The organism is Saccharopolyspora galaxeae, from assembly GCF_016526145.1.
Taxonomy (GTDB): domain Bacteria; phylum Actinomycetota; class Actinomycetes; order Mycobacteriales; family Pseudonocardiaceae; genus Saccharopolyspora_C; species Saccharopolyspora_C galaxeae.
Window position 1 is genome coordinate 23,704 of sequence record NZ_JADDUE010000011.1, and the last position, 13,919, is coordinate 37,622.

Annotated in this window: 15 protein-coding genes; 8 read left to right on the forward strand and 7 right to left on the reverse strand. The window is 70.0% G+C overall.

Going from position 1 to position 13,919, the window contains the following annotated elements:
- Positions 1-182 precede the first annotated feature (182 nt).
- Together INP57_RS23090 and INP57_RS23095 are read right to left on the reverse strand one after the other, a co-directional pair.
- Positions 183-350 (reverse strand): hypothetical protein, encoded by a 168-nt coding sequence (locus tag INP57_RS23090; RefSeq protein ID WP_200072425.1) that lies wholly within the window; start codon positions 348-350, stop codon positions 183-185.
- Between the two features lie 210 nt (positions 351-560).
- The gene (locus tag INP57_RS23095) at positions 561-2,129 is read right to left on the reverse strand and encodes an N-acyl-D-amino-acid deacylase family protein (RefSeq protein ID WP_307850233.1); all 1,569 of its coding nucleotides are present in this window, start codon (positions 2,127-2,129) and stop codon (positions 561-563) included.
- A 125-nt stretch (positions 2,130-2,254) separates the two neighbouring features.
- Here INP57_RS23095 and lplAB point away from each other — a divergent pair, with 125 nt between their 5' ends.
- Entirely contained in the window at positions 2,255-3,301 is a 1,047-nt protein-coding gene (gene lplAB, locus INP57_RS23100; RefSeq protein ID WP_200072427.1) for a lipoate-protein ligase LplAB, read from the forward strand.
- A gap of 31 nt (positions 3,302-3,332) precedes the next feature.
- On the opposite strand, the gene INP57_RS30130 is transcribed toward lplAB, so the two are convergent.
- Both INP57_RS30130 and INP57_RS23110 read right to left on the reverse strand, forming a co-directional pair.
- Entirely contained in the window at positions 3,333-3,554 is a 222-nt protein-coding gene (locus tag INP57_RS30130; RefSeq protein ID WP_200072602.1) for a DUF5703 family protein, read from the reverse strand.
- A gap of 50 nt (positions 3,555-3,604) precedes the next feature.
- A complete protein-coding gene (locus tag INP57_RS23110; RefSeq protein ID WP_200072428.1) occupies positions 3,605-4,573 on the reverse strand; it encodes a YncE family protein in 969 nt (322 codons plus the stop codon).
- 250 nt (positions 4,574-4,823) lie between these two features.
- On the opposite strand from INP57_RS23110, the gene INP57_RS23115 reads away from it, so the two are divergent.
- From INP57_RS23115 to INP57_RS23135, 5 genes are all read left to right on the forward strand, one after another.
- On the forward strand, positions 4,824-5,474 hold the full coding sequence (locus tag INP57_RS23115; protein ID WP_200072429.1) for a trimeric intracellular cation channel family protein: 651 nt from the start codon (positions 4,824-4,826) through the stop codon (positions 5,472-5,474).
- A gap of 161 nt (positions 5,475-5,635) precedes the next feature.
- Complete coding sequence (locus tag INP57_RS23120) at positions 5,636-6,484, forward strand: undecaprenyl-diphosphate phosphatase (protein WP_307850234.1); 849 nt, start codon at positions 5,636-5,638, stop codon at positions 6,482-6,484.
- Positions 6,485-6,590: 106 nt separating this feature from the next.
- A complete protein-coding gene (locus tag INP57_RS23125; RefSeq protein ID WP_200072430.1) occupies positions 6,591-7,295 on the forward strand; it encodes a histidine phosphatase family protein in 705 nt (234 codons plus the stop codon).
- Positions 7,292-7,735, forward strand: coding sequence for a DUF6314 family protein (locus INP57_RS23130; RefSeq protein ID WP_200072431.1), 444 nt, complete (start codon positions 7,292-7,294; stop codon positions 7,733-7,735). Before INP57_RS23125 ends, INP57_RS23130 begins: the two co-directional genes overlap by 4 nt.
- Positions 7,736-8,029: 294 nt before the next feature.
- Complete coding sequence (locus INP57_RS23135) at positions 8,030-9,178, forward strand: RtcB family protein (protein ID WP_200072604.1); 1,149 nt, start codon at positions 8,030-8,032, stop codon at positions 9,176-9,178.
- A 72-nt stretch (positions 9,179-9,250) separates the two neighbouring features.
- On the opposite strand, the gene INP57_RS23140 is transcribed toward INP57_RS23135, so the two are convergent.
- Together INP57_RS23140 and INP57_RS23145 are read right to left on the reverse strand one after the other, a co-directional pair.
- Complete coding sequence (locus tag INP57_RS23140) at positions 9,251-9,640, reverse strand: VOC family protein (protein ID WP_200072432.1); 390 nt, start codon at positions 9,638-9,640, stop codon at positions 9,251-9,253.
- Positions 9,641-9,724: 84 nt separating this feature from the next.
- Positions 9,725-10,351, reverse strand: a complete 627-nt coding sequence (locus INP57_RS23145; RefSeq protein ID WP_200072433.1) for a TetR/AcrR family transcriptional regulator — start codon at positions 10,349-10,351, stop codon at positions 9,725-9,727.
- A gap of 354 nt (positions 10,352-10,705) precedes the next feature.
- Between INP57_RS23145 and INP57_RS23150 the strand changes: the two genes are divergently transcribed.
- Positions 10,706-11,488 carry a class I SAM-dependent methyltransferase gene (locus INP57_RS23150; protein WP_200072434.1) on the forward strand — a complete coding sequence of 261 codons (783 nt, stop codon included), beginning with the start codon at positions 10,706-10,708 and terminating at the stop codon, positions 11,486-11,488.
- A 35-nt stretch (positions 11,489-11,523) separates the two neighbouring features.
- Here the strand turns inward: INP57_RS23150 and INP57_RS23155 are convergent, their stop codons facing one another.
- Positions 11,524-12,237 (reverse strand): class I SAM-dependent DNA methyltransferase, encoded by a 714-nt coding sequence (locus INP57_RS23155; RefSeq protein ID WP_200072435.1) that lies wholly within the window; start codon positions 12,235-12,237, stop codon positions 11,524-11,526.
- Positions 12,238-12,492: 255 nt separating this feature from the next.
- Here INP57_RS23155 and INP57_RS23160 point away from each other — a divergent pair, with 255 nt between their 5' ends.
- On the forward strand, positions 12,493-13,884 hold the full coding sequence (locus INP57_RS23160) for a cytochrome P450 (RefSeq protein ID WP_200072436.1): 1,392 nt from the start codon (positions 12,493-12,495) through the stop codon (positions 13,882-13,884).
- Positions 13,885-13,919 lie beyond the last annotated feature (35 nt).

Sequence of the window (13,919 nt, forward strand, 5' to 3'; positions counted from 1 at the left end):
ACGGCCGCTGCGGGACCGATCAGGTCCGGCTGGGCTTCCGGGCACGCGGACGGCAGTTCGGCCGATGGGCCGAGTTCCGCGGCGACCCCGTGCTGTCGCGGGCGACGAGCTGGGATGTGCTGCATCGAAACGGCGTTTCCGGAGCTACCGCGTCCGGAGTTCTTGCGGTTGCGGGCGACGGGTCAGTCGTAGCCGCGAATCAGGTGGCTTTCGTCGTCCATGTCGAATCCGTCGAACCCGGGCGCGATGCTGCGCGGGTAGCGGTGCTGCGCGGGGATCTCCGCATCGGGGGACAGGGTGCTGACCGTCGCGGACTGGCCCTCGTCCGGATCGTGGTCTGCGCGTTCCAAAGTCATCTCCTTTGTCGTATCGGGTGTCGGGAGGGTACGGCCGATGATGCTGGGGAGTGGCTTAGATCGCACTCGCGCCACCCGGTTGATACATCCAGTCACCCGGAACGAGCGCGTCCGCCCAGGTCATCAGTCAACTACCTCTAAGTGTTCAGTGTTGACCGAAATCAACCGTTCAGCCCCGCACAAGCTCGTACGGCACCCAAGAACTCAAGGAGCAGGGGTGAGCCGCCGACCGTGCTTGCCGCCGAGGTAGTTGCCGTCTTCGACGACGGTCCGTCCGGCGAGGCAGACCCATCGCACGCCTTCCGGGCGCCGGGCCGGGGATTCGTAGTCGCCCACGTCGCGCACTCCGGCCGGGTCGAACGCGACCAGGTCGGCCGCGTTTCCGGGGGCGATCACGCCGCGTCCGGGGATGCGGAAGGTACGGGCGGGCAGTGCAGTCATCCGGCGGACCGCGTCGGGCAGGTGCAGCAGGCCGCGTTCGCGGGTGTAGCGGCCGAGCACTCGCGGGAACGTCCCGTACAGCCGCGGGTGCGGCTTGCCGCCGGTTCCGGGAGGCAACCCGTCGGAGCCGATCATCGTGTGGTCGTCGGCCAGCGCCAGTTCCAGGTCGGCTTCGCGCATCGAGAAGTGCACCATCGCCACCCGCAGGCGTTCTTGCACGAGGACGTCGGCGAGCGCGTCGACCGGTTCGCTGCCGGTGCACTCGGCGATCTCGTGCAGCGTGCTGCCTTCGTGCCGGTGGCTCGCGGTGGTGGCGATGCGGATGTCGTCCCAGTCGTCCCGGCCGCCGAGCTCGGCGCGCAGCTCGGCGCGGCCCGCGGGGCTGCCCAGCCGCGCGATCAGGGTTTCGGCGCCCGCGCCGAGGAAGTCGGCGGGCAGCACCGAGGTCAGCATGGTCGAGGAGGCGGTGTAGGGGTAGACGTCCTGCGCAGCGGGCGTTCCGAGGTGTCGCGCCCGGGCGATGCGGGTCAACGCGTCGCCGATCTTGCCCCAGTTGGCAACGCCTGCGGCTTTCAGGTGCGAGACGTGCGTGCGGCCGGCGACCTGGCCGATGCGCAGTGCCTCGTCGATGGATTCGAGCAGGTGGTCGCCTTCGTCGCGCAGGTGCGTGGCGTAGATGCCGTCGCCGCCGAGGACTTCGGCCAGCGAGCGCAGTTCGGCGGTGCCGGCGAACAGCGCGGGCGGGTAGATCAGCCCGCTGGAGAGGCCGAAGGCGCCTGCCGCCATGCCTTCGTCGAGGGCGGCGCGCATCGCGGCGAGCGCGGTGTCGTCGGCGGTTCGCCCGGCCATGCCCATCGCGGCGATGCGCAGCGTGCCGTGGCCGACCAGCGGGCAGTGGTTGGTGACGTGTCCTGCGGCGTCGGTGCGGGCGAACAGCTCGTGGAAGTTCGTCCAGGTGTAGCTGATCGGCGGGAACAGCCGTTCCAGGAAAGCGGGCAGGGTGTCGGCGTGTTCGGTGCTGCGCGGGGCGAGGCTGAAGCCGCAGTTGCCGACGACTTCGGTGGTGACGCCTTGCCGGATCTTGGTGGTGTCGGGTTCGTCGAGCAGCGGGGCGTTGTCGGCGTGCGAGTGCGCGTCGATGAATCCGGGGGCGAGCACGAGGCCGGTGAGGTCGCGTCCGGGGAGGTCGCGCCCGAGGCGGTGCGACAGTGTGCCGGGTGGTTCGACGGCGGCGATGGTGCCGTCGCTGATCAGGACGTCGGCTCGGCGCAGGGCGCTGCCGGTGCCGTCGGCGAGCTGCGCTCCGGTGAGCAGCTGGCTGTTGGGGGTCACGGGGTCTCCCGGTGTCGGGTGTCCGGGGATCATCCTGCCCGGTGCGGGGTGTGGCGGCGATGCCCCTGCTGGTGGGAATAGGTCGTGGCGGCCGGTGTTCGCACGGGTGTGGAAGGGAGTGCGCGGTGCACGGTGAGTACAAGGTCCCCGGCGGGAAGCTGGTCGTGGCCGATGTGGACGTTGCGGCCGGACGGTTGGTGAAGGTCCGGATCAGCGGGGATTTCTTCCTGGAGCCGGATGAGGCGTTGGAGGAGATCAACGCTGCGCTGACCGGGATGCCCGCGGAGGCCGATGCCGAGCAGCTGGCGGTGGCGGTGCGCGCCGGTTTGCCCGCGGAGGCTCGGATGGTCGGTTTCGGGCCGGAGGCGGTGGGTGTCGCGGTGCGCCGGGCGGTGACTCGGGCGAGCGATTGGCTCGATCACGAGTGGTGGCTGGTGCGGGACGGTCCGCGTACGCCGTTGCAGCACATGGCGTTGGACGAGGTGTTGGCCGGGGAGGTCGCTGCGGGCAGGCGGTCGCCGACGCTGCGGTTCTGGGAGTGGTCGGATCCGGCGGTGATCATCGGGAGTTTCCAGTCGGTGCGCAACGAGGTGGATCTGGCCGGGGCGGATCGGCACGGGGTGCAGGTGGTGCGGCGGATCACCGGCGGTGGGGCGATGTTCGTGGAGCCGGGCAACACCGTGACGTATTCGCTGTACGTGCCGGAGTCGTTGGTGGCGGGGATGTCGTTCGCGGATTCCTACGCCTTCTTGGACGACTGGGTGCTGGGTGTGCTGGGCGAGTTGGGCTTGAACGTGTGGTACGAGCCGTTGAACGACATCGCCTCGGATGGCGGGAAGATCGGTGGTGCGGCGCAGAAGCGGGTTGCCGGTGCGGTGCTGCACCACGTGACGATGTCCTACGACGTCGATGCGGCGAAGTTGGGCGAGGTGCTGCGCACGGGGCAGGAGAAGTTTTCGGACAAGGGGATCACCAGTGCGGTGCGGCGAGTGGATCCGCTGCGCAGGCAGACGGGGCTGGCGCGGGAGACGGTGATCGAGCGGTTGTCCGGCGGGTTCCGGCGCCGGTTCGGGTTGTCCGGCGGTGCGGTGACCGAGGACGAGGAGGCGGCGGCGCAGCGGTTGATCGAGTCGAAGTTCGCCACTCCGGGCTGGACGCACCGGGTGCCGTGAGCGGGCGCGGGCGTTTCGGCGGCGTGCCGGGTCAGGTCAGCAGGCCTGGCACGCCGGGGGTGGTGGTGCGGCGGCGCAGCCAGACCTTGCGGGTGCCGTCGGAGTAGAGCAGCACGCGGGACAGTTCCCATCCGGCGAATTCGGCGTGGATGCTCAGCTGGGTGGTCGCGCTCGGGCGGGTGATCCCGGGCGGCAGGCGCAGCGGGCGGTATTCCCAGTCGCCTTCGCGGTGCCATTCGCCTTCGGTGGCCACTTGCCGCGCCCGGGCGCGGCGGGGATCGCTTTCCGGGTCGGTGCTTTCGATCATGGCTTCACCACCTGTATTCCTGCTCCGGTCGCCGAGGCGACGAAGACGTTTCCGCTGGTGGGGTCGACGGCTACCGAGTCGGGTTGGTCGACGGTGGGCAGGCGCAGCTTCTCTTGCGGTTCGCCGCCTGCGATGTCGTAGCCGACGAGTTCGTTGGTGGCGGTCAGGGTGACCCAGGCCAGGTCGCGGTGCGGGTCGTAGGCCAGGCCGTAGGGGGTGCCGGGAACGGGGTAGCGCTGTTTGAGGATCAGCGGGCTGGTGGAGAAGGCCAGCAGCTCTTGGCCGCGGGTGTCCAGCGAGAGCACTCGTCCGTAGCGGTCGGCGACGGCGCGGGTGGCGCCGGTTCCGGCGCGCAGGGCGGGTTGTTTTTCGCCGGTGGCGGGGTCGAGCGGGGTCAGCGAGGTGCTGAGGGTGTCGAGCACGTGCAGTTGGCCGCCGGTGGTGACCAGTTGGGCGGGGGACTGGAAGCCGTCGGCGCGGGCTCCGCCGGGTAGCAGGACGCTGTTGCGCAGGGCTACGGCGAGTCCGCCGCCGGGGGCGGTGGTGGCGTCGATGGGGCCGCCGGGGTAGTGCAGCCGTTCGGCGGTGGCGGTGGCCGGGTCGATGCGTGCGACGAGGTCCGCGTCGGGCACGGCGGCGAGCAGTTTGCCGTCGGGCGTGGGTTGCAGGGAGGCGGGCGGCGCGGGCAGTTCGACGGTGCGGGGCGGCCGGTCGGGTTCGCGCACGTCGCGCAGTTTCACGGTGCGCTCGTGGACGGTGGCCAGCGTGCCGGGCACGAAGGTGGTGTGGGTGCTGGCGGGTGCGGGCAGCACGGTGCCTGCCGGTGTGGTCGTCGGCGGGGGTGAGTCGGCGGGGCCTGCCGCGACGAGTTTGTCGGTGACTTGCAGCGGGTCGCCGGTGCCGACCGAGCCGCAGCCGGTGAGCGCGGCGGTGGCGGCGATGCAGACGGCGACCAGTCGGCGCAACGAGGACCTCCTTGTGGGTGCGCCCGCTGTCGGGCGGTGACCGCTCCAGGATTCCTGATGTCTCCGGCTGCCGGACCGGCCACCCCTGGTGGAATGGGGAAACGTCCAGCATGTCACCGGTCGGTGGGGGCGGGCCAGGGTGGCGGTGCGCGTCGTTTCCCTTCGGCGCCGCGGCCGGTGGTGATCATGCTGGTGACGCGGGTGCGTCCCGGCTCCGTGCGGCCCGGTGGTCGTTGTGTATGCATGGGGCATGGTCGCCGAATCGCCGCTGTTGCTCGCGTTGGACCTGACCGGCACGTTCGCGTTCGCGGTGAATGGGGCGTTGACGGCGGTGCGGGCGACGCGGCTGGACATCGTCGGGGTGGTCACGTTGGGGATGATCACCGGGATGGGTGGCGGGACGGTGCGCGACGTGTTCCTGGATTCGTTGCCGCCCGCCACGTTCGTCGATGGCCGGTACCTGCTGGTGGCGGCGTGCGGCGGGTTGTTGGCGTTCGGGTTGAGCAAGCCGTTGCACCGGTTGTTGCCGTTGATCACGGTGCTGGATGCGGTGGGGTTGAGCGTGTTCGCGGTGCTGGGGGCGAGCAAGGCGCTGCAGCTGGGGTTCGGTGGTGTGCAGGCGGTGCTGCTTGGGGTGATCACGGCGGTCGGGGGCGGCACGATCCGGGATGTGCTGATCCGCCGGATTCCGAGTGTGCTGCGCAGTGAGTTGTATGCGATTCCGGCGATGGTGGCGGCGGGGTTGACGGTGCTGGCGGTGCGCACCGGTGTTTATGGGATCGGTGTGGCGTTGGGGGCTGCGGCGGTGTGCTTCGCGATCCGGATGCTCGGTGTGCGTTATGGGCTCAACGTGCCGGAGCCGCCGAGGGGTCCGCATCGGCGGTCCGATCCGGAGGTGTGAGCGGTTCCGCGGCGGATGTTGATCACGATTCGGCGGCGTCGTGGTGAACGCGGGGCGACTGCGCGGGGGGCCACCGTTCGGGGGTTGGCGATGCTGCAAGATCTCCGGTCACAGGGGGAGCCAGGCGCCGGTGCCGCCGCTGCACCGGATCACCTCTCGACGTGCTGGAGTGGATTTCGTTGTCGTGGTTGCAGGCCATGGTGTTGGCCGTTGTGCAGGGGCTCACGGAGTTCCTGCCGATTTCGTCGTCCGGGCATCTGCGGATCGTGTCGCAGTTGTTCTTCGGGGATGACGCTGGTGCGTCGTTCACCGCGGTGACCCAGATCGGTACCGAGCTGGCCGTGGTGATCTATTTCTTCACCGACATCGTGCGGTTGATCGCGACGTGGTTCCGCGGTCTGGTCGATGCCGAGGTGCGCCGGACGCAGGATTACCGGCTGGCTTGGTACGTGATCGTGGGCAGCCTTCCGATCGGGGTGCTCGGGGTGCTGTTCCAGGACTACATCCGGGGCGCGTTGCGGAGCCTGTGGGTGACCGGGGCGACGCTGGTGCTGTTCGGGATTTTGCTGGGGCTGGCCGAGTGGCTCGGGCGCCAGCAGCGCGCGCAGGACCGGTTGACGTTGCGGGATGGTGCGCTGATGGGCTTGGCGCAGTCGTTGGCGCTGGTGCCGGGGGTGTCGCGTTCCGGTGGGACGATCACTGCGGGGCTGGCGCTGGGGTTGACCCGGCCGACCGCGGTGCGGTTCTCGTTCCTGCTGGCGATTCCGGCGGTGTTCGCGGCGGGGCTCTCGGAGATCCCGGAGGTGTTCGAAAGCGGCGGTCCGGGGTTGCAGCCGACGGGTGCGCAGATGATCGTGGCGACGCTGGTGGCGGGTGTGATCGGTTATGCCTGCATCGCGTGGCTGCTGCGGTTCGTGGAGCGGCACAGCGTGTACTTGTTCGTGTGGTACCGGATCGTGCTGGGGCTGGCGGTGTTCGCGCTGCTGGGGTTCGGCGTGATGCAGCCCTGATCGCGGTCTCCTGCAGAACGGCCCGGTGCCTTTTCGGCGCCGGGCCGTTCTGCTGCGGCGGGGCCGTCGTGCCGGGGTCGGTGCGGCGGGGCTTACCCTCGCGTTCGTGGCGACTCTCATCCTGCTCAGGCACGCGCGGTCGGCGGCGAACGGTTCCGGGATCCTGGCCGGGCGCAGTCCCGGGGTCGGTTTGGACGATGCGGGCAGCGCGCAGGTCGCGGGGCTGTCGAAGCGGTTGGCCGAGGTGCCGATCTCGTCGATCGTGGCTTCGCCGTTGCAGCGCTGCCAGGACACCGTGCGGGCGCTGGCGGGCGAGCGCGGGTTGACGCCGGTCGCCGAACCTGGCTTGTCCGAAGTGGACTACGGGGATTGGACGAGCCGGAAGGTTTCCGAGCTGACCCAGGAGAAGTTGTGGTCGGTGGTGCAGCAGCACCCGTCGGCGGCGGTGTTCCCGGGCGGTGAGGGGCTCGCGCAGGTGCAGGCCCGCGCGGTGGCCGCGGTGCGCGAGCACGACGCGCGGGTCTCGGCCGAGCACGGGCCGAACGCGGTGTGGGTGGCGTGCTCGCACGGGGACGTGATCAAGGCGGTGCTGGCCGATGCGTTGGGGCTGCACCTGGACGGTTTCCAGCGGATCGTGGTGGATCCGTGCTCGTTGAGCGTCGTGCGCTACACCGAGACGCGGCCGTTCGTGGTGAAGATCAACGACACCGGTTCGGACGTGTCGGCGTTGCTGCCGCCGAAGGAGTCCGAGCAGCAGTCCTCGGATGCCGTGGTCGGCGGTTCCACGGGCGCCCCGGGCGGTGCGGCGTGACCGAGCCGGGGTTCGCGGTCACCGATGTGGCCGCCTACTTCGGTGGCCGGTGGGAGCTGCACCGGGAGATCACCGATGATGCCGGTGGGCGGCTGGGGGAGTTCAGCGGCCGGGCGGAGTTCACCGCGGAGCCCGGCGATCTGCTGGTCTACCGCGAGGACGGGGTGCTCGAACTGGGTGCGCATCGCGGGCCTGCGCAGCGCACGCTGCACTACCAGGTGATCGGGCCGGGGCAGGCGCAGGTGTGGTTCGACTACGGCGATTTCTTCCACGACCTGGATCTGCGCACGGGTCGTTGGCAGGCGAGCCATCCTTGCCGGGACGACCTCTACCGCGGCGAGTTCGGCGTCGAGGGTCCGGATCGGTGGTGGCAGTGCTGGCGGGTCTCGGGTCCTGCGAAGGCGCACACGTTGACCACCCGGTTCCGGCGATCGCCGTAGCCGCGGAAATCCCGTTGCCCGGGTGGCCGGGCGCCGGTCATGATCGTTGGGTCGGGCCGCGCTCGGGGGAGCGCCGAGGGTCGCGGGCGGGTGCGCCGCGCCACCGGTGATGACGGCCCGTCCCGTCCGGTGTGCTGACGTGCCGGACTCGTCGATGAACGCCCGTGCGTGCAGGCTGGTTTGCCGGTGCGGGCGTTTCGCCGTCGCGCGGTGCACGGTTGGGGGCCTGCGCCGTGTGGTGAGGAGGTGGTCCCCGTGCATCGGCTCGTCGAGGGCGCCGGTGTGCCCATCCGGATGTGGGCGGACCCGCGCGAGGTCGAGGACGCGGCGATGGCGCAGCTGCGCAACATCGCGGACCTGCCGTGGGTGCACGGGCTGGCGGTGATGCCGGACGTGCACCTGGGCAAGGGCGCGACGGTCGGCAGCGTGATCGCGATGCGGGATGCGGTTTCGCCTTCGGCGGTGGGCGTGGACATCGGCTGCGGGATGAGCGCGGTGCGCACGTCGCTGTCGGCGGCGGACCTGCCGGACGATCTGGGCCGGTTGCGGCGGCGGATCGAGCAGGCGGTGCCGGTGGGTTTCGCGATGCACGGCGATCCGGTGGACACCTCGGTGGCCGGTGAGCCCGGTTTCGAACGGTTCTGGCGGCGGTTCGACGAGCTGCACGAGGGGGTGCGGGACAGGCGCGATCGGGCGCTGCGGCAGCTGGGCAGCCTCGGCGGCGGGAACCACTTCATCGAGGTGTGCCTGGAGCAGGGCGGTGCGGACGCGGGCCGGGTGTGGCTGATGCTGCACTCCGGTTCGCGCAACATCGGCAAGGAGCTCGCCGAGCGGCACATCGAGGTGGCGAAGTCGTTGCCGCACAACGCTGATCTGCCCGATCGCGACCTGGCGGTGTTCGTCTCCGGCACGCCGCAGATGGCGGCCTACCGCCGCGACCTGTTCTGGGCCCAGGAGTACGCCCGGCGCAACCGGGCGGTGATGCTCGGGCTGGTGCGGCGGGCGTTGTCGTCGGTGGTGCCGGGCACCGGGTTCGACGAGCCGATCTCGTGCCACCACAACTACGTCGCCGAGGAGTCCTACGGCGGGGTGGATGTGCTGGTGACCCGCAAGGGCGCGATCCGCGCGGGCAGCGGCGAGCTGGGGATCATCCCGGGCAGCATGGGCACCGGCTCGTTCATCGTGCGCGGGCTCGGCAACCAGGAGTCGTTCACCTCGGCCTCGCACGGCGCCGGGCGGCGAATGTCGCGGAACAAGGCCCGCAAGGCGTTCACCGAGGCGGACCTGGCCGCGCAGACCGCCGGGGTCGAGTGCCGCAAGGACTCCGGGGTCGTCGACGAGATCCCGGCGGCCTACAAGGACCTCGACGCGGTGATGCGCGCCCAGTCCGACCTGGTCGAGGTCGTCGCGCACCTCAAGCAGGTGGTGTGCGTGAAGGGCTGATGGCGGTTGGCCCGAGGCCCGCCGCCGCGCTTCGCCCGGTATTCGATCCACGAAACGGCGCGGCCCGGATGGCTAGATGTGGACATTGCCGTCTTCGGCGAGCGTCCAGTGCGGGTTGTGCGCGACCTCCCACACGTAGCCGTCGGGGTCGGCGAAGGCTCCGGAGGTACCGCCCCACTCCGCACGAGCGGCCGGGCGCACGATGGTGGCACCTGCTCGTTCGGCCTCGGCCAGTACGGCGCTGACTTCCCCGGGCGAGCGGACGTTGTGCGCGAGTTCGATCCCGGGCGCGCCGTGCCCGCCGAGCGCCGTCCATAGCGCGAAGACCATCCCACCGGTCTGAAAAAAGCAGATCTCATCGCTCGGTTGCTGCGGCCCGCCCCAGCCGAGCGACTCGTAGAATGAGCGGGCTCGAGCGAGGTCGGACACGCCGAGCGTCACGAGACTGATGCGCTGATCCATGCGATGAGCATCCAGCACGTCGCAGGCCGCCCGCTCGTGCGGGTGCTAGGCACACCCGGCGAATCGGCCCGCTGCCGGGTTTGATCAGGGATGTTCACCGGTCGTGGAGCCGCGGACCATCGTGCTGATCAACGTCACGGCGTGTTCGACCATGTGGTCGCGGCCGATGTCGAGTTCGCCTGCGCACCAGGCCAGGATCGTCGCGCCGATGCCACCGGCCAGCGAGGTGGCCAGCAGCGTGCGCCCGCGCGCGTCCGCGGTCCGCGCGGGCAGGACTTCGTCGACGAGCAGGCCGAACAGTTCGGGTGCGACCCGGATGCCTTCGCGGGTCAGTACCGGGTCGACGAGGGCTTCGGCCACCAGGATCCGGGCGCGGTGCGGGTCCTCGGCCAGGAAGTCCACCAGTGCCTGGACCGTGGCGCGGGCGCGGCTTTCGAGGTCGCCGGGTTCGTCGGCGACGGCTCGGGCGACGACTTCGCGGGTTTGCGCGGCGACCCGGTCGTAGACGGTGACGACGAGTTCGTCGCGGTCGGTGAACGCCTCGTAGAAGTAGCGCTCGGTCAGGCCCGCTTCCCGGCACACCGCGCGCACGGTCACGGCCGAACCGCCGCCGGAGCCGAGCAGTCTGGTGCCCGCGGTCAGCAGGCGGCTGCGCCGATCGGCGCGCCGCTGCGCAACGCTTTCACCTTTCCAGACCCGCTGGGTGCTCATGGGCAGAGTCTCCCCGAGAGCGGCCGCAGCGGCGTGACCGCCCGGGGCGGCGAGCCGGAGGTGGCGGTGCACCGGCGCGGATCGAAACGGCGCTCGGCTGCACGGTTGGCGAGCATCGACCGCCAACCGGCTGCGCGGGTGCAGGAAGAAAGGATTCCTCGTCGGGGCTGGGGCAAAGTCGTGAGAAACTGCCCGGCCGACAAAGGAAGAACAGTTCGGTGAGAGCCGCGCAGCTTGCCATTCGCTGCGGACGGTAAACAGCCGCACACCTCATCTCGCCCAGCCGACAAGTTGCCGGGTCCTGCACGGGAAATTCCGTTGTCGGGTCGTGCGGCGGGCTGCTACCAAGATGCAATGACTTCGCTGGATGCACTCGTCATACCTGATAAATACCCGCGTGCGGCGACCTACGATCCGCAGTGGATGGTCGACAACTGCATGGGTCCGAACCCGCTGTGGCTGCTCGAGGACCTCAGTCGGGACTGCACCTTCCGGCCCGGGATGAAGGTCCTCGATCTCGGCTGTGGAACGGGCATGACCTCGATCTTCCTGGCGCGCGAGTACGGCGTCGAAGTGTGGGCATCGGAACTGTGGTTCCCGGCCGAGGACAACGCCGCGCGATTCGATCAGGCAGGAGTCGGCGACCAGGTCCACGCCGTGCGTGCCGAAGCGCATGACCTGCCGTTCGAACCGGAACAGTTCGATGCGGTCCTGTCCGTGGACAGCTACCACTACTTCGGCACCGATGATCTCTACCTCGGCTACCTCAGCCGGTTCCTCAAGCCAGGCGGTCAGCTGTCGATCGCCGTGCCGTCACTGCACCGCGAATTGCGCGAACTCGGTGGTGCCCCGGCGCATCTACGATCCGGGGTGGGCTGGGAGATCCTGGCCTTTCACACACCCGAGTGGTGGCGCTTCGAGTGGGAGCAGACCGGACTGGTCGAGGTCACTGCAAGCCGCGCGCAATCCGATGGCTGGCTCGACTGGAAGCTGTGGTGCGAGGTCTGTGCCGAACATTCTCCCGACGAGCTCGTCAGGCAACACTCCCGCGCGGAGATACCCATGCTCGACACCGACCGTGGCGAACTGCTGACCTTCGCGCTCGTCACCGGTCGGAAAAACGGATCTTCGGAGTGATCCCTCGCGTCAGCGACACGGATCTTCGCTGATCGCTATCGTTGCCCGAAGAGGCGGCAGCGCAGGTGCAGGAAGAACGGGCTCCGCGTCGCGGCGGCGAGGGCGGGGGCGGCTTCGATCGCGGCCGGATCCGGGCGCGGTTCGTGCAGCGCTTCGATGACGAAACCCGCCTCGCACAGTTCTCGCGCGTAGTCCTCGAACGGCCGGTTGATTCCGACGAAGTTCATCCGCAGACCGTTCTGGGCGACCTCGTCGCTGATCCGGTGTTCGGTGAAGTAGTCGGCCAGCTGCTCGGGCGGCCGATTGATCGGATGCACGATGGCGATGCACAACGGCGAACCGCATTCGAGTACGCGCGCCAGTTCGCGGATCGCTTGCGGCATGACGGGCATGTCGTGCAGGACCATGAATGCGACCGCTGCGTCGAACGACCCGTCCTCCCAGGGCAAGTGGGCGGCGTCGCCGCAGATCAGTTCGTCGTAGCCGCCGGCGGCGCGCGCGCTTTGCACGAGGGTGGGGGAGCTGTCGATGCCTGCGACCGAGTGGCCCCGCCCGGCCAGCCAGCGGCCCACCCGGCCCTCTCCGCAGCCGATTTCCACGGTGCGCCGGCCCGGCCGCGGCACGAGTCGCGCGAACGCGGGCTGCTGGAAATGCCGGTAGAACACGTCGTTGTCCGGAGCGCGGGTCCACGCGATCCAATCTTCGGCGTTTTCCTCCCAGGATTCCGACACGTTTTCCGCGGGTTCCATGGTGCGATGCTAACAGCGAGCTCGCCGCATCGGTGGTGCCTTTTCGGGCGCACTCCGCGACATATTCGAAGGCCGCCGCGGCCGGAAACTGCGACCCGGCAGGCGCATTCCGGTGGCTTCCGGGTAGCGAACATCGCGCCCGCCACCGGGCGTGCGGGCCGGGACTGCTCCGGCCGGACGATCGCTCTTGCCGCACCCATTTTTGACAACGTACGTTGTCAGCAACCTTGTCAAAGACGACGAGAGGTGCTCGCCATGCAGCGACGAAGCAGCGTGCTCGACACGGTGCCCGCGGACCGCGCGGATGCCGGGTTGCGACCCGTGCGCGGTGATGCGGGACCGCCCGTGCTCGGCTACGCGCTCCAGGCGACCAGCGACCCGTTGGCGTTCCACCGCAAGCGCTACGAGCAGTACGGCCCGGTGTCCTGGTTCAGCGCGTTCGGCACCCGCACGGTGCTGCTGCTCGGGCCGGAGGCGACCGGCACCGCGCTGCAGAACCGGGACAAGGCCTTCGCCAACGGTCCCGGTTGGCGCCGGCTGATCGGGCCGTTCTTCGACGGCGGGCTGATGCTGCGCGACTTCGACGACCACCTCGCGCACCGGCGCATCCTGCAGCAGGCGTTCACCAACGACCGGCTGCGCAGCTACCTCGCCGAACTGCACGGCGCCATCGCCGGCGGGGTCGAGCAGTGGTCACCGCGCGCGGACTTCCCCGTCTACACCGCGCTGAAAGCGCTCACGCTCGACCTCGCCAGCGACATCTTCATGGGCGGAGTGGACTTCGGACGGCGCAAGCAGGAGGTCAACCAGGCGTTCATCGGTTGCGTGCAGGCCGCTACGTCGCTGGTGCGCCTGCCGTTGCCGGGCACCCGGTGGCGGCGCGGCCTGCGCGGGCGGGCGCTGCTGGAACAGGTGCTGCGCCCGCAGGTCGCCCGGCGCCGCGCCGAGGACTCGGCAGGCGAGGACCTGTTCTCCCAGCTGTGCACCGCCTCCGACGACGACGGGGCGCGGTTCACCGACGACGAGGTCGTCGACCACATGGTGTTCCTGCTGATGGCCGCGCACGACACCTCCACGATCACCGCGACCAGCATGGTCAGCTTCCTCGGCAGGCACCCGGAGTGGCAGCAGCGCTGCCGCGCCGAGGCCGACGGGCTCAGCTCGGACAATCCCAGCCGCGAGGAACTCGACGGGCTCGAAGCGCTGGATCTGGTGATGAAGGAGTCGCTGCGGCTGGTGACCCCGGTCCCATCGCTGATGCGCCAGACCGTGGCCGAGACCGAGGTCTGCGGGCACCACCTGCCCGCGGGGACTCCGGTCGCGGTCGCCTCCCACCAGGTCCACCACGATCCGCAGGTCTGGACCGAGCCGGCGCGGTTCGACCCGGACCGGTTCGCCGAACCGCGGCGGGAGGACCGCAACCACCGCTTCGCCTGGCAGCCCTTCGGCGGCGGCGTGCACAAGTGCATCGGCATGTACTTCGGGACCATGGAGGTCAAGGCGATCATGACGCAGCTGCTGCGCCGGTTCACCTGGACCGTCGACCCCGCCTACGAGATGCCGCTGAACTACAACTCGCTGCCGTTCCCGACCGACGGCGCACCGGTCGCGCTGCGCCGCCGCGAGCGGGCGAGCACCCCGGCCTGACCTCCCCGATCGTTCCCACTGACCAGGAGGCGACG